At 58.9% G+C, this 23438-nt stretch carries 12 protein-coding genes; 4 read left to right on the top strand and 8 right to left on the bottom strand.

Going from position 1 to position 23438, the window contains the following annotated elements:
* Positions 1 to 121: 121 nt before the first annotated feature.
* From H9I52_RS05095 to H9I52_RS05085, 3 genes are all read right to left on the bottom strand, one after another.
* Entirely contained in the window at positions 122 to 973 is an 852-nt protein-coding gene (locus H9I52_RS05095) for a family 16 glycosylhydrolase (RefSeq protein WP_187452943.1), read from the bottom strand.
* Between the two features lie 36 nt (positions 974 to 1009).
* Entirely contained in the window at positions 1010 to 2347 is a 1338-nt protein-coding gene (locus tag H9I52_RS05090; RefSeq protein WP_187452942.1) for a BNR repeat-containing protein, read from the bottom strand.
* Positions 2348 to 2434: 87 nt separating this feature from the next.
* Positions 2435 to 5593, bottom strand: a complete 3159-nt coding sequence (locus H9I52_RS05085; protein WP_187452941.1) for a glycoside hydrolase family 2 TIM barrel-domain containing protein — start codon at positions 5591 to 5593, stop codon at positions 2435 to 2437.
* A 283-nt stretch (positions 5594 to 5876) separates the two neighbouring features.
* Between H9I52_RS05085 and H9I52_RS05080 the strand changes: the two genes are divergently transcribed.
* Positions 5877 to 8696 carry a prolyl oligopeptidase family serine peptidase gene (locus H9I52_RS05080; RefSeq protein WP_187452940.1) on the top strand — a complete coding sequence of 940 codons (2820 nt, stop codon included), beginning with the start codon at positions 5877 to 5879 and terminating at the stop codon, positions 8694 to 8696.
* Positions 8697 to 8780: 84 nt separating this feature from the next.
* Here the strand turns inward: H9I52_RS05080 and H9I52_RS05075 are convergent, their stop codons facing one another.
* The 4 genes from H9I52_RS05075 to H9I52_RS05060 all read right to left on the bottom strand — a co-directional run bounded on the left by H9I52_RS05075 (position 8781) and on the right by H9I52_RS05060 (position 15135).
* Entirely contained in the window at positions 8781 to 10823 is a 2043-nt protein-coding gene (locus H9I52_RS05075) for a glycoside hydrolase family 127 protein (protein ID WP_187452939.1), read from the bottom strand.
* A gap of 55 nt (positions 10824 to 10878) precedes the next feature.
* The gene (locus tag H9I52_RS05070) at positions 10879 to 11862 is read right to left on the bottom strand and encodes a family 43 glycosylhydrolase (protein WP_187452938.1); all 984 of its coding nucleotides are present in this window, start codon (positions 11860 to 11862) and stop codon (positions 10879 to 10881) included.
* A gap of 228 nt (positions 11863 to 12090) precedes the next feature.
* Positions 12091 to 13959 (bottom strand): glycoside hydrolase family 35 protein, encoded by a 1869-nt coding sequence (locus H9I52_RS05065; protein ID WP_187452937.1) that lies wholly within the window; start codon positions 13957 to 13959, stop codon positions 12091 to 12093.
* Positions 13960 to 13965: 6 nt separating this feature from the next.
* Positions 13966 to 15135: a glycoside hydrolase family 43 protein gene (locus H9I52_RS05060; protein WP_262385943.1), complete on the bottom strand. Its 1170-nt coding sequence runs from the start codon at positions 15133 to 15135 to the stop codon at positions 13966 to 13968.
* A gap of 234 nt (positions 15136 to 15369) precedes the next feature.
* Here H9I52_RS05060 and H9I52_RS05055 point away from each other — a divergent pair, with 234 nt between their 5' ends.
* The 3 genes from H9I52_RS05055 to H9I52_RS05045 all read left to right on the top strand — a co-directional run bounded on the left by H9I52_RS05055 (position 15370) and on the right by H9I52_RS05045 (position 22242).
* Positions 15370 to 19632: a two-component regulator propeller domain-containing protein gene (locus tag H9I52_RS05055; RefSeq protein WP_187452936.1), complete on the top strand. Its 4263-nt coding sequence runs from the start codon at positions 15370 to 15372 to the stop codon at positions 19630 to 19632.
* Between the two features lie 201 nt (positions 19633 to 19833).
* Positions 19834 to 20967: a glycoside hydrolase family 105 protein gene (locus H9I52_RS05050; RefSeq protein WP_222940403.1), complete on the top strand. Its 1134-nt coding sequence runs from the start codon at positions 19834 to 19836 to the stop codon at positions 20965 to 20967.
* A gap of 33 nt (positions 20968 to 21000) precedes the next feature.
* The gene (locus tag H9I52_RS05045) at positions 21001 to 22242 is read left to right on the top strand and encodes a DUF2264 domain-containing protein (RefSeq protein WP_187452935.1); all 1242 of its coding nucleotides are present in this window, start codon (positions 21001 to 21003) and stop codon (positions 22240 to 22242) included.
* A gap of 26 nt (positions 22243 to 22268) precedes the next feature.
* Here H9I52_RS05045 and H9I52_RS05040 read toward each other — a convergent pair whose 3' ends face one another.
* Positions 22269 to 23390, bottom strand: coding sequence for an alpha/beta fold hydrolase (locus H9I52_RS05040; protein WP_187452934.1), 1122 nt, complete (start codon positions 23388 to 23390; stop codon positions 22269 to 22271).
* Between the last annotated feature and the right edge of the window lie 48 nt (positions 23391 to 23438).

The following is a 23438-nucleotide window of genomic DNA, read 5'->3' as shown; positions in this document are numbered from 1 at the left end:
TCGGATACGACTTGCGAGTCGCTTAAAAGAAACTCCAAGGGCCCAAAGCCTCTGGAGTTTCTTTTTGGGTGTTTTCTGCAAAAGCCACACTGCCGTATCGAAAGCTGCCAGTTAAGCCAGCTTATTGGCCGTCTGCCTGCTCGTACACGCGCACGTAGTCCACTTCAAAGCGGTTGGGGAAAGTCATGCCCGCCAGCGGGCCTCCGTTGTCGCCGCCCAGCGCTAAGTTAAGCAACACATAATGATGCTGTTGCATGGGGTTAAAACCTGTGCCATCCTCGTTGACGGTTTTCGTGAGTGGGGTTTCGTTCAGCAGTAAATCATCGACGTAGAGGCGAATAAACTGCGCATCCCAATCCATGCGCCAGACGTGAAATTTCTTAGCCCAGTCCGGGTCCCGAAACTGGGCTACAGGCTTGGTCTGGCTATGCCATTTGGCAGTGTATTGCTTGCTGGTTCCCGAAGCGACATTGGCCAGGATCTTACCCTGGTAAAACTCCATAATGTCGATTTCACCGTTGGACGGCCACTCCTTTTCCACGCCCAGCGTCCAGAAGGCCGGCCACAATCCCGAGCTAATATTAATGCGACCGCGCATCTCGAAGCGCCCGTATTGCCAGCTATGTAACCCGTTGGTATTCAGGCTAGCCGAAGTATACTCTATGCTCGGTCGGCTGGCCTTCCAGTCGCTGCTTCCGGGCTGATGAGTAGGATTCGGGCGTTGCTCCTGCCGCGCTTCAATAATTAGCAATCCGTTTTCGCAGCGGGCATTTTCGGGCTGGTACCACTGCAACTCGTGGTTGCGCACGAAGCCGTTTTCAAACTGCCAGTTTTGTGGGTCCGGCCGGCCGTTAGTATTGAATTCATCGGCCCAGACCAGTTTCCAGCCGGGGTACTGCGTGGCTTGGTGAGAAGAAGCGCAGCCGCTGGCCAGGGCAGCAGTAAGCGAAAGCATCAGCAGGGCTTTTCTCATGAAGCAAGGAGCAAATGCCGCGTATCTACTTACAAATTAGGGCTTCCACTGCAAAATATACACGGGCTGTGGAGCCAGCTGCTCCAACTGTTCGCCGTCGCCTTGCCCCGTGCGCTGCACAAAAAGATCGAGCACGCCGGCCTGTTTCCAGCGTTCGGTGTCGTAGCTGGGCTCCCAGTTGCCGACTGATTCGGTGGTCAGGTCGGTGACGGCCCACTTGTTCTGGCTCAAGTCGTTGCACTGCGCCACGGCCACTCTGTCCTGGCGCTCGACGTCGCGATACACCACCGACACGGCCGTTTTGCCCTGCTTCTTCTCGACAACTACCTGGGGCCTCGAAATCGGGATTTTCTTGGTGCCGGCGCCACTCAGGCTAAAGGGCGTAGTACGCTGCGACACCTGCATCGTATGCCATTGATTATCAACATTATACACCAACTGATACTGCGGCACTGCCGTGCCCGCCGGCCGCCAATAGGTCGCGATGTAGGGGTTGCCCTGCTCGTCGGCGGCCATGGACGTCTGGTTGATCAGCTCGCTGCGCTGCGGAATACGGCAGGCGTACTCGGCGGTTTTCTCGGTGATGGGAATCTGATATTGCTCGCCGGTGCTTTTCTGCCAGGTTTTGCCGCCGTCGCGGGAGCGCGCGTAGGCCATATCGTGGTTGGAAGCCACGTCCGGCGCCTCGCGCCACACCCACGACACGTGAATGGTGCCTTTGGCATCCATCGCGACCTGCCAATAGGCGTTGCGTTGGCCTTCCCCATCGATCAGGACGGTGTGCAGGCGCGTCCACTGCCGGGTTTTCAGGTCATAGCGATTCAGGACCATGTTGCCGTTACCGGAGCTGCCGTCGCGGTACACAAACAGCAGATCACCGCTCGGAAACCGGTAGAATTCGGGGTAGGTGACATTGTTTTCCTGCTGGCCCGTCATGGGCAGCAGCTCCGTCAGTTCGAGCGAGCCGGGCTGCACGCTGCGGCAATAGCGTAGGGGGTTGCCGTGATGGTCGAAGGACATGTGCAGGTAGCCGTCGCCATCCACCATAATGCTGATGATGTTGTGCGCGTCGCTCACTTTGCCCTGATAGCGAGTGCGTTGCACCTGCCACCGGCCGTTGGGCAAGGTGCGCTTGCCCAGTGTTACGTAGCCCGCCGAATCGTAAAAAGCCGTGTACTGCTCCTGCTTAAAGCTCACCACCGAGTTTTTGCGAAATACCGCGCCGTTGACGTTGTTTTTGGCCCAGCCCAAGCCAACCGGCGTCGGTGCGGCCGTCGCGGGTTTGGGGGCCGTCGCGACCTTCGTTCCGCTGCACCCGCTGACGATCAACAGCAGGAAAAACAGACGCAAGTACCCGATTGATAACTTATTCATACAGTGAGCTTTACGCCGGACCGACCGCCGGTGCATTTCCGGCAGTCGGTCCTGCTAGTAAGGTAGGATTTCTGCGCCGGGCGCGGCTTACGGTTGCGGCGCTTTTTCATCCACCAGCCGCAGGGTGTAGCTGTAGGAATACGTTTTGTCGAGCAGGCGGTAGGCCTCGTGGGGCAAGGCGCCCCAGCTGTTGTCGCCGCCCACGCCGCGCTGCTTCAAATCGACGTTGACGAACACCGCGCCGCGGGGCCGCAGGTCGGTGGGGTGCTGCTGCTTTTTGGTCAGGCCGGGGTCGAGGTCTTCGGCCCGGTACGGCAGGGCGCTGAAGCAAATGGGCTGTTGTAGTCCTTCCAGACGCAGGCCCAGCCCCTCGGCATTGGTCAGCGACACCCAACGCACGTCGGTGCGGTAGCCGTTTTCCTGGGGCCGGATGTAAGTGCGGGTAAACTGTCCGGCCACCGAATCCTGGTACGTGCCCAGCAGCGCGGCCGAGTTGCGGTCGTTGTAGTTCTCCCACGGCCCGCGGCCGTAATACTGAATGCGGCTGAACTGCCGTGGCAGCTCTAGGCGCATCCCGAAACGCGGCAGCTCCGGCAACTCTTTGCCCGTCAGGTCAATAGATGCCGTTACCTGTACGGCTCCGTCGTTGCCAATCAGGTAGGCCACGGTGTAAGGCGCGCCAAGATCCGTCAGCAGATACTCTACTTTAATCGGCAAGCCCGCCGCCGACTGTTCGCCTACCGTCACGCGCTGCACCTTTCGGGCCGCGTGGGCCGTGCGCCATACGCCCAGGCTTTGCGGCATGCCGTTGCCGAAGTCGTTGTCGGTGGGGGCGCGCCAGAAATACGGTTCGGGATAGTTGCCAATCACGGATTTGTCGCGCAGACGGTAGTCCACGAGGCGACCTTGTTTGGTGTTGAACTCCCCGCGCACATCGCCCGACGTGAAGGTTAGCTTGTCGCCGTCGCGCTGCACTTGCAGAGTACCCGCGCCAGCCGGTATTGCGGAGAAATACGTGGCGGCCGGCGTTAGGAGGAACTGCTCGCGAGCAACCTCGTGACCCGCCGGCACTAGCGGCGCGGCATTTTTGGTTTGGGCAAAGACATTGAGGACGTATTCCGCGCCGGCCTGCTTCGGCAGCGAGGGCACGGGCAAGCGAACCTCTTTCTGTTGCTGCGGAGCCAGCTTCACGGCAAAGTTGCCCTGCTTCGCAACTACCCCATTACGAAGCAGTTCCCAGCGGAAAACGTATCCGTCTAAGTTCCTGAAGCTAAAGCCATTATGCACCGTAACGCGCCCACTAGCGGGTTGCGCAGCGCTGAAGCGGATGTCTTGGTACACCTTTTTTACCTCGTACAAGCCGGGGTGCGGAGTGCGGTCGGCAGCTACCAGACCGTTGGCGCAGAAGTTCTCGTCGTTTTGGCGCAGGTAGCCCCCCAGGTCGCCGCCGTAGGCATAGAAAAGGCGGCCGTCGGGCGTGCTGGTTTTCAGGCCTTGGTCTACCCAATCCCAGATAAAGCCGCCCTGCATATGGGGGCTGCTGCGAATTAAGTCCCAGTATTCCTGAAAGTTACCGTTGCTGTTGCCCATCGCGTGCGAGTATTCGCACATGATGAAGGGCCGGGTTTTGTCGGTGGCCGTGGCGTATTTTTTCATCGAGTTCATGCCCGGATACATAGGGCACACGATGTCAGTATCGACGTCTTCGCCGGCCTGCTCAAACTGCACGGGGCGGCCGGGGTCGCGCTGCTTGATCCACTTGTAAGCGTCGTGAAACACCGGCCCGTTGCCGCACTCGTTGCCCATCGACCAGATGATCACCGACGGGTGGTTTTTGTCGCGCTCCACCAGCCGCTCGATGCGGTCGAGGTGGGCGGGCGCCCACTGGGGCAGGTAGGCAGGGTGCTCGGTTTTGTCGAACCAGCCCTGCAATTCGGCCCCGTAGCCGTGGGTTTCGATGTTGGCTTCGTCGACCAGATAGAAGCCGTACTCATCGCAGAGCTTGTACCAGCGCTCGTCGTTGGGGTAATGGCTGGTGCGCACCGCGTTGATGTTGTGCTGCTTCATCAGCTCCAGATCGTGGCGCATGCCCGCTTCGGTCACCGTGCGGCCCGTAGTCGGCTCCAGCTCGTGGCGGTTGACGCCGTGCACTTCCAGCGGCACCCCATTGACCAGCAGCTGGGCATTCTTAATCTCAACTTTGCGAAAGCCCACTTTGCAGCCGGTCAGGGCCAGCGTTTTGCCCTGGGCATCTTCCAGCGCGAGGTGGCACTGGTAAAGCGTCGGCGTTTCGGCCGTCCAGGGGCGCACGTTTTTGATGCTGCCGCTCAGCCTGACGGTTTGCGTACCGGTGGCGCTGAGCGCGGGCACTGCCTGCTGCTGGCGCAGCACAGTTTTGCCGTTGGCGTCCACGATTTCGACGGCGACGCGGGCTGGCGCGCCGGCCGCGGTGGCGAAGTTGCGCAGCGTCACATCGGTGCTGAGCTGGCCGTTGCGGTAGTTCGCATCCAGGTCGCCGTGCACGAAAAAGTCCCAGATAGTTTGCTTCGGAAGGCTGTAGATGGCTACGTCGCGGTCGATGCCCGAGAGGCGCCAGAAATCCTGGTCTTCCAGGTAACTACCATCATGCCAACGCGTTACCTGCACCGCCAACACGTTCTCCCCTTCCTTCAGGTACGATGTAATGTCGAACTCGGCCGGCGACTTGGCCACCTTGCTCATGCCCACGCGCTGCCCGTTGACATATACCACGGCGTAGCCCGAAATCGAGCCGAAGTTGAGCAACACTTCGCGCCCGGCCCAACCGGCGGGCACCGTGAAGGTGCGGCGGTAGCTGCCCACCGGGTTGTCGCGCCCGTCGATGAACGGGGCGTTTTTGGGAAAAGGATACACGATGTTGGTGTAAATCGGGGTGCCGAAACCCTGGACTTCCCAGTTCGACGGCACGGCAATGCTCTTCCAGGCGGCATCGTTGAAGCCGGGCTGCTGGAAATCCAGCGGGCGGTCGGCGGGGCGCGGCACGTAGCTGAATTTCCAGCTGCCGTTGAGCGACTGGTAGTAAGGCGAGCGGCGGTAGTCGTCGGCGGCAACGTCGGCGGCGCGCTCGTACACCATGAAGCTGGCGTGCGGCTTTTCCTTGTGCTGCTCAAACACCTGCGGGTTTTCCCATTCGTTGGGGGTCGGCTGGGCGGTGGCAACCCCGCCGGCCAGCAGCAAGGCGGCGGTCAGAAAACGAGTAACGGCCATGTTGGGTGGGTTAGGAAGCGACCGGCGGCGTGCGCTTCGGGCAGCTTAGGCGGTCAGAAAATCGGGCTGAAAAGCCTTACTACAATAGTAGCACCCGGCGCGCCAGCCGGCGCGGGGCATTTTGGGAGATTGGGGGGTATAAATTCGTCCGCACGCGGACTTTATATTTCATTCTTCTTAGTTTTAACATGATTTCATCGGCACTGCGCTTGCGCGGCTGGTAGGTCGCTTGTAGTTCCGATTAGCGGCTTGGAGGCTGCATATTTTCTTACCCCCTTTGTGAATGCACAAGTCCCTTTCACTTTTGGCCTGCTTAGCCGTTGGCTTTCAAACCGTAGTCGCGCAGCAGCCTGCCAAGAAGCCCCTCGACCACTCCGTCTATGACCAGTGGCAAAGCGTTGTCAATCAGAAGATTAGCAACAACGGCAAGTACGTGCTGTTTCAGGTGAGGCCCCAGCAGGGCGACGGCACGCTGCACCTCAAAACGGCCGCCAACCGCACGCTCCGGCTCGTGAGCCGCGGCGATTCGGCCCTGTTCTCCGCCGATTCTAAGTTTGCAGTGTTCAGCATCAAGCCTCAGTATCAGGTAGTTCGGCAGGCCAAAATCAAAAAGAAAAAGCCGGCCGATATGCCCAAGGATTCGCTGGGCATTTATGCGTTTGAGTCAGGCAAGCTCACGAAATACCCGAATGTCCGGTCATTTCAGCTGGCCGAAAAAGCAGCGGCCGTGGCCTTTCTGGCCGTGAAGCCGGCGGTGAAAGACTCGCTGAAAAAAGCCCCGGTTGACACCGTCAAGAAGATCACCGATCAGCTACTCGAAACCAAAAAAGAAGGTGCCACCCTCACCGTCATCAACCTGCTGACCGGCGCCGCGCATCAGTTTGAGGCCGTGACCGATTATCAGATCAGCAAGCTGGGCAACAAAGCGGCCTTTGCCGTGTCGGCCCCCAAAAACAGCAAGACCATTAAATCGGGGCTCTACGTGTACGATCTGGCTTCCGGTAACACAAAGCTAATTAGCTCTGGCAAAGGCGTTTACAAAAACCTGGCTTTTGATGATGCAGGCAAGCAGCTGGCCTTCGCAGCCGAAAAGCACCCCGAAAAAGCGCTGGTCAAGCCCTTCAGCCTGTACTACTCCGATTTCGGGTCCGACAGCGCCCGCGTGCTGTTGCAGCCGGGCGCCAAAGTCCTGAAAACGGGCTGGTCGCCCAGCGGCTTCGGCAAGATCATCTTCAGCGAGAGCGGCGATAAGCTGTTCTTCGGTACCGCCCCCGACCCCATTCCGCAGGATACTACGCTGGTGGAGTTTGAGCACGCCAAGCTGGACATCTGGAATTACAAGGACGATTACTTGCAGCCCATGCAGCTGAAAACCCTGAAAAAGGACTTGCAGCGCAATTATCTGGCGGTTATCTACCCCAAGCAAGGCAACAAATTCATCCAGATCGAGGATCAATACCTGCCCGAATCGTTCGTGGCGGAAATCAACGATGCCGAGTATGTGTTGGCCACTACCGACACCAGCAAGCGGGTTTCGATGCAGTGGGAAGGCACGACCTTGAAGCAGGCTTACCTGGTTTCGACGCTCACGGGCGAGCGCATCGCTATCAACCCGAAGGCGGCCAAAAGCCGGTTCCAGCTGTCGCCAAGCGGCAAGTATGCCGTGTGGTACGATTACGCTTCCAAAAACTGGTTTTCCTTTTCAGTGGCTACCCGCAAAACGACCAACCTGACCGAAAAAGCGGGCGTTTCCTTCACCGATGAAGAAAACGATTCGCCCGACGATCCGCAGCCCTACGGCATTTCGGCCTGGACCAAAAACGACGAGGCTGTGCTGATCAACGACCGCTACGACCTCTGGAAAATCAATCCGGCAACCGGCGCGGCCACCAACTTCACCAACGGCATCGGGCGCGCCAACAAGCTGATATTCCGCTACACCATTCCGGTCGAGAAAAAGAAGTTTATCGAGCCGAAGGATAACCTGTGGCTGCTCGTGCAGAACGAAACCAACAAGCAGTGGGGCTACTACAAAAAGAACATTGCCAGCACCAAAAGTCCGCAGCTCGCGGTGATGGCGCCATTCGGTTATTCAACGCTTATTCAGGCCAAAAACTCGGATAACTTCCTCTACACCAAGTCCAACGTAAGCAAGCCGGCCGATGTGTACGTGAGCAACGACCTGAAAAAGGAAAAGCAGCTCAGCAGCATCAATCCCCAGCAGAAAGACTACAACTGGTTTACGGCCGAGCTGGTGCACTGGACCACGCCAAAAGGCTTCAAGGCCACGGGCGTGGTATACAAACCCGAGAACTTCGACCCGGCCAAAAAGTACCCGATGGTCGTGTATTTCTACGAAAAGCTCTCCGACGGCCTGTACAAATACACGGCGCCCGCCCCTACGCCTTCGCGGCTGGATATTGCCATGTTTGCCAGCAACGGCTACCTGGTTTTCACGCCCGATATCAGCTACACCATCGGCGCGCCGGGCCCTTCGGCGGTGGAATATGTGAACTCAGGGGTGGACGCGCTAAAGAAAAACAGTTGGGTCGATGCCTCGCACGTCGGCATCCAGGGCCAGAGCTGGGGCGGCTACCAGGTGGCTTATCTGATCACCCAAACCAACATGTACGCGGCGGCCTGGGCCGGCGCGCCGGTCGTGAATATGACCTCGGCCTACGGCGGCATCCGCTGGGAATCGGGCATGAGCCGGCAGTTTCAGTATGAGCACACGCAGAGCCGCATTGGGGGCACCTTGTGGGAAAAGCCGGAGCTGTACATCCAGAATTCGCCGCTGTTCTCGCTCCCGAAGGTGCAAACGCCCGTAGTCATCATGTCGAATGATGCTGATGGTGCCGTGCCGTGGTACCAGGGCATCGAGATGTTTACCGACCTGCGCCGCCTGAACAAGCCCGTGTGGCTGCTCCAATACAACGGCGAAGCACACAACCTGGTGAAGCGCGAAAACCGCAAAGACATCTCCATCCGTGAGCTGCAATTCTTCGACCACTACCTGAAAGGCGCCCCGGCGCCGGTGTGGCTGGAAAAAGGCGTTCCGGCTGTGGAGAAAGGCCGAAACTGGGGCTTAGAGATAACCCAATAAGAATTCGTAAGCAAACGAAAGACCCCTGCATAGATATTTGATAATCAAATGTTTATGCAGGGGTCTTTCGTTTTGTAGATACTGCTATTTCAGCTGTTCGCGCTCGAGAGCCGGCCGCGTTACAAGGTCTACGTCGAGCACTTTGGCCGGAAACCACACGGTCATTTCGCCCTTGCCGCGGTTGGCCCAAGCGTAGTACGGAATTGCCGTGAGTGTCTGGGTTATGGTGCTGATGGTGTTGGCTGCTTCGTCGACCTTTACGGCGGGTACGGTTGCCGTTAGCGTAGTCACACCGTTGAGGAGGTTGGGCTGGAAGCTGGTGGCAAAAGCCGTCGTGGGTGGCACAATCAGGTTGGTGGCTTTGCCGTGGTTGTCGGTCCACTCGGCGCAATACATGATGGGGCCGCGTTGCAAGGCTACTTTGCCCAAGTCTTCCTGCACTTTGGCGTTGGCCACCACCTGATGCACTTCCATGGGAAGGGTCACTTCTACCACATCGTTTTTGTGCCACTTGCGCGGGAGCACGGCATACCCTTTGCGCATTGTGTACTGCACGGGCTTGCCATTGATTTTGATGCTGACTTTCTGCTCCGAGGGACCTGCAAAGCGGTACAGATCGGAGGGCATGGCTTCCCCCCTCGCCCAGCCCGGAATCCGCACCAACAGATTGAAGTCCAGTGGCTTATCGGGGTTTACCGTAAACTTCAGGCCGCCGTCCCAGGGATAGTTGTTTTGCTGGGTGAGTTGCAGCGGTTGCTTGCCCACCTTCAGCGAGGTGGTGCTGCTCACAAACAGGTTGACGTACACGTCTTTATCGTGCTGGGCGTACACGTAGCCGGGCAGCGACGGAAACAGGCGAGCCAGATTGGTCGGGCAGCACGAGCAATCGAACCAGCCGGCGCGCGCGGGCTCGGTTTGAGCAAAGCTGGCGCTGTTCTTAATCTGCATGGCATTGGAGTAAAAGAACGACTTGCCGTCGAGTCCTACGCCCGAAAGCAGACCATTGTACATCACCTTCTCCATGATGTCGGCGTACTTAGAGTCGCCGTGGAGCTGAAACATGCGCTGATTCCAGTATACATCGGCCACCGACGCGCAGGTTTCGTTGTAGGCTGTGGCGTTGGGCAGCTCGTAGTTGTTGCCAAACCTTTCGCCGCCGGGCACGGCACCCGTACCGCCCGTCACGTAGAACTTCTTGGAAACCATGTTGTTCCAGATAGTATCCACGGCGGCTAGCAGTTGCTTGTCGCCGGTGAGGGCCGCTACGTCGGCCATGGCCGAATACAGGTATTCGGCGCGCACGGCGTGGCCTTCGGCTTCTTTTTGAGCGATTACGGGCTTATCGTCCTGCCAGTATTGCCCGTTTTTCCACACGTCGTTGCTCTTGGGGTCGTAGCCTTTGTACTGGCCGCGCTGATCGAGGAAAAACTTGGCCGTTTGCAGGTATTTGGGCTGGCCGGTTACGCGATAGAGTTTCACCAGACCCATCTCCACGATTTCGTGGCCCGGCGCTACGCCCAGCTTGCCGGGGCCGAAAGTGGCGCACACCAGGTCGGCATTTTTCAGGGCGATGTTGAGCAGGCTTTTTTTGCCAGTAGCCTGATAATGAGCGACTGCCGCCTCGTAGAGATGGCCCGCGTTGTAGAGTTCGTGGCTCAGCTCGCGCTCTTTTTCCCACCGCTTCATGCCCGCCCAAGGATGCGGATGCGCCGGGTCGATGGTGCGGGCCGTGTACAGATAGCCGTCGGGCTCCTGAGCCGCCCCCACCTTGGCAATCAGGGCTTCCACGTAGGCGGCAAGCTGCTCATCGGGGTACAAACTCATGGAGTACGAAGCGCCTTCGATGGTTTTGTAAATATCGGTGTCGTCGAAGGGAAACGTGGTGGCAAACTTGCCTTGCCGGGCCGCCGCCATCTCGAAGTTTTTGACCCGGTTGGTGGCCTCGCAGCGCTGAAACGACGCTGGAATAGTCACGTCGGTATTCGTTTTGAGGCGCGGCAACCAGAAGTTATCGGCCAGCTTTACTTGCGTGAAGGAAACCGGCCGGATGGGGTAGTCAGCAGCGGTCTGTGCGTGAGAGGCACTCGTTATAGCTAACATCCATCCAATCAGGATCTTACGTTTCATAGTGGGAATTTTGGAAAATAAGCGACACGGCATCAGTCCTAAAGATCGGCATGATTTAGGGCCGAACCGTCCTGCTTTTTCCAGTTTTTATGCTGGTTTTTTGCACCGGCTCAAATACATCAACCGGCAAGATATTTCCCTGCGCATCGAAGCGCATCGGCGACAGGCAGGTTTCGCGGTTGTAGCCGTTGCCGCCCGGAATCTTGAAGCGATGGTAAGCAATGACCCATTGGTCGGTGCCTGGAATCTGCATAACCGAGTGATGACCAGCGCCTTTCACTACACCCTTGCCTTTCAGGATGGGGTTGCCGAGGGCTTTAACAAAAGGCCCCATCGGCGAATCGGCGGTGGCGTATGCCACCGAATAGCGCGGATCCCGGGTGTCGTACTCCGACCACATCAGGTAATATTTGCCCTGGCGCTTGAAGGCGAAGGAGCCTTCGTTGTAGCCCGCTGGCTTGAACTCTACCACCGCAGCCGGATCGAAGGAAATCATGTCGGGGTTGAGCTTCACCACGTGGCACATTCCCTGCCCAAAATAGAGGTAGGCCGCGCCATCGTCGTCGACCAACACCATCGGATCGATGGTCTGGCCTTGAAACTGGCCCTTCGCGACCAGCGGCTTGCCCAAGGGGTCTTTAAACGGGCCCGTGGGCTTGTCGGCCACGGCTACGCCGATGCTTTGCGCGGCCGAGTAATAGTAGTAGTACTTGCCGTTGCGGGTGGCGATGGCCGGCGCCCAAGCCCGCTGGGTGGCCCAAGTCAGGTCGCGGGGCAAATCGAGGATGACGCCTTCGCTTTTCCAGTTCACCAAGTCCTTCGATGACCAACACGTAAACGAGGTCGACAGCCAGCCGTCGGTGCCGTCGGTGGTTGGGTACAGGTAGTAGGTCTGGCCAAAGGCGGCCAAGTGCGGATCGGCGTACACGCCCGGCAGCGCGGCGGCGGGCGCATGCAGCGTATCAGCAGGGGCGCGTTGGGCTACGCTCGGTGCACTTACCCAGCAGCTAACAACCAGTAAAAGAATAAGATAGCGCATGGGGGTTGTTTCGTAAAAGGCTACGAACGTGCGGTACCACCCAGCGGCGCAGCCAGGTTCCTACCCCTGGCGGCCACGTCTTCGAGCGAAGCAAAGCATTTCTCACTGTAACCGCGACAGACTCACATCCCCTAATGAGTGCCGCAAGGTCGAATGCTCCGGTTGGTACCGCACGTTGCGATGTTGCAAGCCAGTGCCCGATGGCATGGCTATGGTATTGATTTACAATTAATTGGCTTTGCGGGCTTCACCGTCGGCTTTCACCACGTCCAGAATGGGGTTGTCCACGCCGGTGAGCTTATCTTGCTGAGGTTTAAGAAGTTCCAGCACTACTACTTCATTCGTTCCTTTCCGAAGCCACTCGGCCGGCACGTACAGTGTCTGCTGCGGACCGACTTCCCAGTAGCGGCCCAGGTTATGGCCATTAACCCACACGCTGCCTTTGCCCCACTGGCTCATGTCGAAATACGTATCGGCGGGCTGGGTGAGCGTGAAGCTGCCGCGCCGCAGCACCGGCGCATTGCTTGCTGACAATGCCTTGTTGCTCATGGATTTAGCCACCGAAGCAATGTCATCGAAAGGCAATTTGAAATGCTGCCAGTTGATGATTTCAGCCCCGGCAAAACTTACCTGCTCTGTGATGCCCTTGCGGTTTTGGTTGAGATAGGGCCCGAAGTTGAGACGGCCCAAGTTCTCCACCAGAATGTCGAGCGTTACAGTGCCTTTCGGAAGCGTGATTTCTGCTTGGTCCTGCCCCAGTCGGCGGTCCAGGGTAGCAACGCGCTGCCCATTTACGAACACCAAGCCGTAATCACGCAACTCCTTAATTTTGAGCACTCCCTTACGCCCGCCGGGCACTTGGGTGCGGTAGAGCACGAAGCCGTAGGCTTGGTTCAAATCCTCAAAAGTCTGCGGCTTGGTGCTCACCACGGGCTTGGGCAGATTGGTCAGCAGACTGGTGGCCGCGCTCATGCTGATGGCCGGCACGCGCATGGTCGGCTTGGCAGCGGGCACTGCGGGCAGTTTTACACCGGCCGGCAGATGCTTTTCAATCACTTGTCTGAAAGCCATAAACTTAGGCGTGGCATTGCCAGCTTCGTCCAACGGTGCATCGTAGTCGTAGCTGCTGGTTTGGGGCTCGAAGTGGGTGGAGTCGCCTTTGTAGTTGGCCCCGTTCATGAAGCCGCGTGTCGTGCCCCCATGAAACATGTACATATTGATGGAAATGCCCGCCGTCAGCACCGAATCGAGGCGCGGCGCATACCGGGCCGCGGGTACGGTGTGGTGCGGCGCGCCCCACCAGTCGAACCAAGCCGGGTACCACTCAGCGATATAAAATGGCCCTTTCCCGTCGTGGTAAGTCCGGACCAACTTCTTGATTTCCTTGGGCTTATCCAAGCCATTTACGGCCGGCATCAGGCCCGGCAAGTAGCCGTCCTTTACTTTATCGGCGGGGTCGCAGGTGTAGAGCAAGCCATCGAAGCCCGCCTCCTGAAACATCTTGCGATTGAGGGCGAGATAGTCTTTGTCGTTGGAGTAGAAGCCGTATTCGTTCTCCACCTGCACCATGAGCACCGGCCCGCCGTGGTTAACTTGCAGCGGCGCCAACTGCTTGGCTACTTCCTTGAGGTAGCGGCCATAGGCAGCCAAGTACTTGGGGTCTTTGCTTCTGACCACCAAGCTTTTATCCTTCTGCAACCAGTACGGATAACCGCCAAATTCCCACTCGGCGCATACGTAGGGGCTGGGCCGCAGCACCACCCACATGCCCTCTTCTTGGGCAATTTTTACAAAAGCGGCGATGTCGTTGTTGCCCGCAAAGTCGTACTTGCCGGGCTGGGGCTCGTGCACATTCCAGAACACGTAGGTACCGATCGTATTCAGGCCCATGGCTTTGGCCATCCGGATGCGTGCGCGCCAAGCTTCGCGGGGCACGCGCGGGTAATGCAACTCGCCGGATATCATTTGAAACGGCTCGCCATCAAGCAGGAAAGACTCGTCGCCTAGCGCGAACGTGTGCTTCGGTGCCTGGGCGTGGGCCGGGGTTGAAAAGGCCAGGGCACTCAACAACGCTGCTTTTATAAACGCCTTAACCATAGGTACTTACAATTGCTTGTTAAAAAAGGTTAAATCCCATGCGTCCAGCCACTTGATGCTGGGCTGGTTGTTTTTGAACTGCACGGGCAGCCACAGGTAGCGGCTGTCTTTCAGGTCTTTCGGGTTCCAGCGGTCGGCCATAAAGATGAAGGCATCCTTGCGGCCCGCAACCGGCAGCACGTAGGTCGATTGGCCGCCAAACGTAAGCTTGGCATTAGGCCCCGTCATGGGGTCGCCGAGCGGTTGCCAAGGTCCCAAAAGGGAAGTCGCGACGTGCACCGAGGCCTCGTTGGGGTCCCAGCCGGTGCAGCCGCTGGTGATGAGGTAGTATTTGCCACCCGTTTTGAACAACGCCGGGGCCTCGCGGTGGTTGCTGAACAGCATGGTATCCTGCGCGGTGACGGTCAGGTAATCGTCGGAAAGGCGGGCCAGGCGCAGGTCGTAGTTTTCGCGGGACGAATACATGTGGTAAGCGGCGCCATCGTCGTCGACAAACAAGCCCATGTCGCGCGACATGTGGCCGTTGGGCCGGAAGCTGCTCACGTACCGAAACGGCCCGGTCGGCTTGTCGCTGACGGCCACCCCGGCGCGGGCCGCTTTGTAGCCTTGCCCCTTCAGCTCGAGGTGAAACCACATCACGTACTGCTTAGTCTTGGCGTTGTAAATGACCTTGGGGCGCTCCATCAGGCAGCCCGCCGCGATGTCGTTCTGCGGATCGGCGGACGGCGTGAGGGCGACGCCTTCGTACTTCCAGTTGTAGAGGTCTTTGGAGGAATACACCGTCACACCTTCCTCTTGGTGCTGCGCCCGTTTCTCGCCGTACCAATAGTAGGTTCTGCCAACCAGCAGCACCCCACCCCCGTGTGCATTGATAAGGTTGCCGTCGGTGTCGTACCACAGCTCGCCGGGTTTGAAGGACGTGTTCTTTGTCTTGGCCGGGGCCGACGACGAAGGCTGGGCAACCACCAGCGCCGGGGCCAGCAGCAAGGCCAGCGCAAGAGTCGCGGAAGAAAGAGTAGGCATGAAGAGGAAGTTTGCGAACCGAATGGGAGGCAGCAACAGGGCGTAGTGGCGGGGCAGAGCAACAAACCAGAGCAGCCGAGTGCGAGGCATCCGGATCAGGGGCAAGCGCCCGATCATCTGGTGAATGGCCGTGGCAGCTTCCCGGTTTTTCAAGTCCCTAAAAGTACACGCGCAAGCACCCCATTGGCCGGGGCCTTTTTAGCCAAAAAGAGGGGGCAAATCAGTTACCCCGCCTTTGCGCGGCGCGGCGCTGCTACGGCCCTGTTCGGAATGGTTCTCAGAGTGTTATTTTCGTATCCGACGCAGGTCAGCTGGCTTGCAGTGCTACCTTTCAGCGGCAGATCCCCGTCTTTTTTGCCGCTTTTCGCAAACGCAACTTCCCGATTCGTGCCGGTTCAACTCCTTGTCAAATGGATTCTTCTGCCGCTGGTGCTGCTCTGCGGAGCTGGGGTTGGCCAGGCCCAGAGCATTGCACCCAGCGAGTTTCGGTTTGAGCACCTGACCGTCGATCAGGGCCTTTCGCACAGCGACGGCATGGCTGTGGCACAGGACCCGGCCGGCTTCATCTGGATCGGGACCAACCGCGGCCTCGACCGCTACGACGGCTACGGGCTGAAACAATATTCGCTGCCCGTCAATCCGCGCAACGGGGTTTCGGCCAACCGCATCAAAGTGGTATATGTTGGGGCCGGGGGCCGGCTGTGGGTGGGCACCGAGCGGGCCGGCCTGAGCCTCTACGACGCCGACCACGATACCTTCCTGAGCTTCGACGAGCGGCAGGTGCCTACTGCTTACCGCGCACCGGCGCAGCTATTGGCGCAGTCCGATGTTACCGCCATCACATCCGATGCGCAGGGCCGCTTGTGGGTGGGCACGCAGCTGGAAGGCTTGTTTGTGCTCACGTTTACGCGCCAGGGCAAGCTCCGGAACATGCAGCAATTTCCGCCGGCCGCCAATGGACGGGCGCCGCTCTCCCGCATCACGGGCATCGTGGCCGATGCGGAGGGCAAAGTGTGGATTGGCACCCTTGATGGAGGATTGCAGGTAATCCGCTCCACGGAAGCCGGCTTGGCATTTCAGGACAAACCATTGATTACCAACGGCATACATGCCTTGCATCTCGACCGCCGCGGCGACCTCTGGATTGGCACCGAGCGCCAGTTGTTCTGGGTATCGGCGGCCAATCGGCGTACCATGCGCGAGCTAAACAGCCACGCCCTGCCCCAAGTATTCCCGACGTTGCAGTCCGTTTTCCTAGACTCGGGTGGGCAGCTGTGGGTGGGCACCATTTACGGCCTCTACGTATGGCGGGCCGGGGCAATTACGGGCCTGACGCCGCCCCTGCAAAACGTGCCGCCGACGTTGTTTCTGCCCCAGGACGGCGAACCGTTCAGCATCAATTCCGAACGCATCCACCAGATTTTTGAGGACCGCAACCGGATCATCTGGCTGTGTGCGTCCGCTGGCGGCCTCAACAAAGTCGATCTGCACCAGAAGCCCTTCGGCCGCATCCGGCAGCCACTTACCGGCCAACGCCTTGCCCTGTCCAACAACTACGTCAACGCTATTTATAAGGAAGAAGCGCGCAACACGCTTTGGTTCGGCACGCGAAACGGCGTATCCAGCTACGACCTCGCCCGCCACACGTTTCATAACTACCTCAACCAGCTTGAAAGCGCCCCGCGCGGCGTCGATGTATCCGCGGTTTTTCAGTCATCCAACGGCACGCTTTGGTTTGGGACGCGCGGCAACGGCCTCGTGACGCTCACCCGCCAGGATGGCCGCGAGCAGCTAACTACCTACTCCCACCTACCCGACGGCACGGATTTAAGCGCGTCGAGCATCGAGCGGCTCGCACAAGACCGGTACGGCACGGTGTGGGCCGCCACCTTTTCCGACGGCCTGCATCGTTTCAGCCCCACGGGGCAATACCTGGGCGCGTACCGGCAGGGCAAAAGCGCGCTGCCCAGCAACCAGTTTACCTTCCTGCTCTACGACGACAAGCGCGACGTGCTGTGGGCCAGTACCCGCGATGCCGGTCTGCTGAAGCTGCGCGTCACCCCCGATTCGCTGCATTTGTTGGCGCAGTATCAGTACGCTCCCGGCAAAGCTAATAGCTTAAAGGTCAATTATATATGGCCTCTGTTACTGGATGAGCAGGGTTCACTTTGGATCGGGACCATTGGGGGCGGGCTGCACCAGCTTGTTACCGCTGCCGACGGGCACGAAACCATTCGCCAATACCGGCAGCAGCTGCCGGAGAGCGACGTAGAAAGCATCCTGGCCGACGACGCCGGCAACCTCTGGATTGGCGGTACCGGCCTCTACCGCTTCACTCCCTCGACGCGCCGCTACCTGCGCTACGACGTGGCCGACGGCCTGCAAAGCAATGCGTTCAAGATCGGGGCGGCCACCCGCGCGCAAGACGGCACGCTGTTTTTTGGCGGCATCAACGGCATCAATTATTTCCAACCCCCAGAGATTCAGGCCAATCCGATTCCGCCCGTGGTGCAGATCACCGGCCTGCGGGTGAGCAACAAGCCGGTGGCAGTGGGCGACACCCTGCACGGCCGCGTGTTGCTGGAAAAGGCTTTTGCGCAGCCCCAAACCCTGACCATCAAGGCCAGCGAAAACGACTTTGCCGTGGAGTTCGTCGCCCTCAATTACACCAACCCCCAGAAAAACCGCTACGCCTACCGGTTGCTCGGCTACAACAAAGACTGGGTTTACCCTGCGCCGGGGCAGCGCACGGCCAGCTTCGCCAACTTGCCGGCGGGCCACTACACCTTGCAGATAAAAGCCAACAACGGCGAAGGCATCTGGTCGCAGCGCTACGCCACCATGCAGTTCAGCGTGTTGGCGCCTTGGTGGAAAACGTGGTGGGCGTACGGGCTGTATGCGCTGGCTGCTTTGGGCGCCGTGGCGCTGTACCGGCGCTTCGAGATGGCCCAGCAAGAGCTGAAAAACCGGGTGGTACTGGAGCATTTTCAGGCCGAAAAGGAAAAGGAGCTGACCGAGCTGAAACTGGGCTTTTTTACCAACGTCTCGCACGAGCTGCGCACGCCCCTCACCCTGATTTTGGGGCCAATGGAGGAAATCATCAGCACCAACGGCTCCGTGCAGGGCCTGCGCGACAAGATTGTGCTCATGCACAAGCAAACGCGCAAGCTCTTCGACCTCGTCAACCAGCTGCTGGACTTCCGCAAGGTCGAGTCGGGCAACGTGCCGCTGCGGGCCAGCTACGGCGACGTGGTGCAGTTCCTGTCCGATATCTACTTAGTATTCAAGCTCAAAGCTGAGGAGCGCGGCATCGACTACACTCTGGATTTGCCGTCCGAGCCCGTGCCGCTCTACTTCGACCGGAGCAAGCTGGAAATCGTGCTGACCAACTTGCTGTCCAACGCTTTTAAGTATACGCCCGAAGGTCGCGGCATTAGTCTGTCGGCCACAGTAGTGGGCAGCCCAGGCGGCGAAGCCGTTTTTCAGGACGGCATACTTACGGGCAACTATTTGGAAGTCAGCGTTATAGACGAAGGCACTGGCATCAAGGCCGATGAGCTGGCCCATATCTTCGATCCCTACTACCAAGCGTCGCACACCGATACGTTGCGGATGACCGGCACGGGCATTGGCCTGTCGTTGGTGAAGCAGTTTGCCGAGCGCCACGGAGGCACCATCAGCGTGGAAAGCCGGGTGGGCGTGGGCTCGGCGTTCCGGCTGCGGCTGCCGTTTGGGCAGGCCCATCTGCAACCCGGCGACATTCAGGAAGACGACGCCACGCGGGCTGCCGAGCCGCCGGAAGTAACGCTGCCCATGGACGATGCGGCCCTGGGCTGGTCGAACGAGCCGCTGGCCTTGCCGGCGCTGCCGCGCCTGCTGGTGGTGGAAGACAACGACGAAGTGCGCCAGTACCTGCAACAGCTTTTCGAGGCCGACTACGAAGTGATTCTGACCGCCGACGGCTTGGAAGGCTGGGAAAAAGCCCTTTCCCAAGCTCCGGACCTCATCATCAGCGACGTGATGATGCCCCGCAGCGACGGTTTGGAACTATGTCAGAAGCTGAAAAAGCATCCCAAAACCGCCCATATTCCGGTGCTGCTGCTCACAGCCCGCACGGCCGCCCTTCACGAGCTGGAGGGCCTCGGCATGGGTGCCGACGACTACGTCAGCAAGCCTTTTAACCCCGCCATTCTGCAAGCCAAAGCGACTACATTATTGCGCAACCGCTTGAAGCTGAGGGAGTACTACCAGCGCCAAATCCTGCTGGAACCGACCGAAGTCGTCATTGCCGACGCTGACAAGCAGTTTCTGGAAAACGCGATGGGCGTGGTCGAGCAGCACCTCGACGACCCCGAGTTCAGCGTACAGGTACTGGTGCGGGAAGTGGGCATGAGTCAGTCGGTTTTTTACCGGCGCATCAAGAGCATCACGGGACAGACGGCGGTCGAGTTTATCCGCGACGTCCGCATGAAACGGGCCGCCCAGCTCTTGGCCCAAACCACAATGCGCGTGTCGGAAGTGGCATTTCAGGTAGGCATCGAAGACGCCAAGTACTTCCGCAAAACGTTCCAGAAAATCTATTCCCTCTCCCCTTCCGAATATGCCAAGCAACATCGTCAGAGCCGGGAATCAGCTTCCGCCCAATCATAATATAAGTGACTAACAATCAAGAACTTATACTACTTCATAAAACGCATGACGCATCGTATGCAAAGACTGATTCCCCACAGGCAGCGCGGCCAGGGACGAGTATAGCCCCTGTAAAGCGTTAAAATCACCCCCTGTTTTTTCGGGCGAACCCAGTACTATTGCTTCTCCTACCTTTCATCCCTCCTTCCCACCCTTCCGCATATGACCGCCAACCACTTCTTACGCTTTCCCCGCCTGTTACTCAGCGGCTTACTTCTGACTTTAGGCCTCGGTCACACAAGCCAGGCGCAGTCCGTGGCCTCCGCCGACCAAGCGGTGTTCAAGCCCAAATTCATCAAGAAACAGATGCTGAAAACGGCGCAGTGGCAGTTGGCGCACCCCAAACACAAAGTAACCGACTGGACAAACGGGGCCTTTTATTCGGGCGTATTTGCGGCGTATCAAACCACGAAATCTAAGCTGCTGCTGGACTCGATGATGGCCATGGGTGAGCGTACCAAGTGGCAGCCCGACCGCCGCTACGACCACGCCGACGACATCGCCATCTGCCAGACCTACCTCAACCTGTACCGCCTGAAAAAAGACCGGCGTATGATTGAGCCTACGCTGGCGGTACTGGAGAAATTTCGGACGGAGCCAGGGCCGGAAGTACGCGACCACGGCATTGCCTGGTGGTGGTGCGACGCCCTGTTTATGGGTCCGCCGGTGTTGGTGAAGGTGGCGGTAATGGAGAACAAGCCGGAATACCTGACCCTCAACGATACGCTGTATCAACAAACTTATCGCCGCCTGTTCAACCACCAAGAGCACCTGTTTGCGCGCGATGCAAGCTACCTCTTGAGCGAGTCGGGCGAGGGCAAAAAGGAAAGCAACGGGCAGCGCGTATTCTGGTCACGGGGCAATGGGTGGGTGATGGGCGGCTTGGTGCAAATTCTGCAGGAGTTACCCCAAAATCATCCGAGCCGCGGTTTTTACACGAGCTTGTTTAAGGAAATGAGCACGCGCCTCGTGCAGCTTCAGCAACCCGACGGCTTGTGGCGCTCCAGCCTGCTCGACCCGGCGGCTTACCCCGGCGGCGAAACCTCCGGTTCGGGCTTCGACTGCTACGCCATGGCGTGGGGAATCAATCAGGGCATTCTCGACAAGCAGCAGTTCTTGCCCGCGGTGCAAAAAGCTTGGGTAGCGCTCAACAAAGTAGTGTCGCCGGAAGGGCGCGTGGGCTGGGTGCAGCCCATCGGTGCCGACCCACGTCGCGACTTTTCGGCCGACAGCTGGGAAGTGTACGGCACGGGCGCTTTCCTGCTGGCCGGCTCGGAAGTCATTAAGCTTAAGTAGCTTACGCTACGCCCGCTCCTGCCGATTGCTCGCATGAAACGACGTTCCTTTGTTGCCCAGGCGGCTACCGGCCTTTCGGCGCTCGCCCTGCCCGTACCCGTTTGGGCGGATACTGCTACGCCAGCCCCGGCCAAAACCGACGACCGCGCATACTGGCTGAGCACGTTGCTACGCGTTGTAGAACCCGTTTTGAAGGCAGGCGCCCAAGGACAACTCAAGGCCACGATGCCCATTGAAGCCGCACCGGGTCAGGAAGAAGGCCGCCGCAAGGTGTCGCATCTCGAAGCTTTGGGGCGTACGCTTTCCGGGCTAGCGCCGTGGTTGGAAATGACAGGCGCGGCAGCGGCGGAAGCGGCGCAGCAAAAGCGCTATGCTGAGTTGGCTCGTCAGGCAATAGCGCACGCCGTAAATCCACAATCACCTGACTTTCTGAACTTTACTGAAGGCGGGCAGCCGGTAGTAGATGCGGCTTTTCTGGCCCATGCCCTGTTGCGAGCCCCCACGCAGCTTTGGCAGCAACTGCCCGCTGCCACGCAGACGCAACTCGTGCAGGCGTTGCAAAGCAGCCGCGTGATCAAGCCCGTGTACAGCAACTGGCTGCTGTTCAGCGCCATCATCGAAGCTGCCTTGCTGAAATTCACCGGCGCGGGCGACCTGATGCGCATGGATTATGCCATTAAGCAGCACCAGATCTGGTACAAAGGCGATGGCACCTACGGCGACGGTCCCGACTATCACTGGGACTATTACAACAGCTACGTCATCCAGCCCATGCTGCTGGATGTAGTTGGTACTCTGGTGAATGCGGACAAGGAGCGCAAAGAGTTGCTAGAAACGTTGCGGGCCCGCGCGCGGCGCTACGCAGTGGTACAAGAGCGCCTTATTGCTCCCGATGGCTCGTTTGCGGCGTTTGGCCGGTCACTGGCGTATCGGTGCGGAGCGTTTCAGCACTTGGCCCAAATGGCGCTGCAACAGCAACTTCCGGCCGAACTGCCAACTGGCCAGGTACGGAATGCCCTGACGGCCGTTATCCGGCGCACGCTGGAACCGCGCGGCACTTTTGACGCCAAAGGCTGGCTTCAAATCGGGCTGTGTGGGCACCAACCCGGCATTGGCGAAGGCTACATCTCCACTGGCAGCCTGTATCTCTGCACCACCGCCTTTTTGCCCTTGGGCCTTCCCCCCACCGATGCCTTCTGGACCAGCCCCGCCCGCGACTGGACGGCCCGCCAAATCTGGTCGGGGCAGGACGTGAAAACCGACCACGCGCTATAACCAATTGTCTAGCAACGCATTGCCGCTTAGCGCTTTCCAGCCAAAAACTTACCAATCGTTTCGTTCAGAAACTTGCCGTCCGTGGGGTTAGGAGCGGCGCCGGCCGTATGCCCCCACAGGGACGGAATTGGCGCCAGCGTAACGCCGGGAATAAAGGCTGCCTCGTAGCGCGCATCGGTGAGGGGAAAGTAGAGATCGGTTTCGGAAGGCATGTAGAGCAACGGTACTTTGATGGATCGCAGCGCCTTTTCTACATCGCCCCCAAAACCAGCCGTAGCGCCTACGTCGTGGCGCTCCCAAGTGCGCATTTGCAGGATCAGATCGTTGGCATCGGCGCCGGGGATGAAATTGGTGCGGTAGCCGTTGAGCACCTGCTCGAACGTGGTGCCGGGCGGCGAATCGGCCCGCCAAAGCTCACGCCGCCACCATTCCTGCGAAAACAGCCAGCCCGTCCAGACCGTTGCAAAGGCCTCCAGGCCTTTGGTGGGCGGACTGGTGTAGTCGCCGTTGTTGAAAGCTGCATCGGCAGTGAGGGCCGCAATTTGGCCTTCGAGGCGCACCACGCCGTGTGGGTAGGTTTTGGCCGTACCCGAAGTCGCCACAATGCGATCGGCAAACGTGGGGTAGCTTACCGCCCACTGAAAAGCCTGCTGCGCTCCCATCGAAAACCCGATAATCGCTCGCAAGTGATTTACCTTCAAATCTTTAGCAAGGAGTTGGTGTACGGCTTCGACGTTGTCGCGGATGGTCATTACCGGGAAGCGCGGGCCGTGAAATGGGGCGGGTGTATTGCTGGGCGACGACGAATGGCCATTGCCAAACAACTCCGTAGCCACCAGATACAACTGTGTAGTATCCAGGGCTTTGCCTGGCCCGATGAGCCACTCGTAGCCGTGATGATCGGCCATGTAGTGCGAGGGCAGCAGCACGACGTTGTCGTGCTTGGCATTGAGGTGGCCGTAGGTGCCGTACACGACGCGGGCGCGTGGCAGCGTCACGCCGCTTTCGGTCTTGAAGTTGTTGATGAAAAACTCGTGGTGCTTGGCGCGATCTACACGTTTGGCGGACGGTTCCTGCGCCCGAGCGGGGCCAAGTAGCAGTAGCAATGCAGCGAACAGATAAAAGCAGCGCGTATTAAGACCAATCATAGTTTTCAAAGAAGAGAGCAAATTCAATCAAATCATAAATAATTGATT

This window comes from Hymenobacter sp. BT491, from assembly GCF_014349165.1.
Classification (GTDB): Bacteria; Bacteroidota; Bacteroidia; order Cytophagales; family Hymenobacteraceae; genus Hymenobacter; species Hymenobacter jejuensis.
The sequence above is the reverse complement of the archived record's forward strand: the minus strand, read 5'-3'. Positions and strand labels throughout refer to the sequence as shown.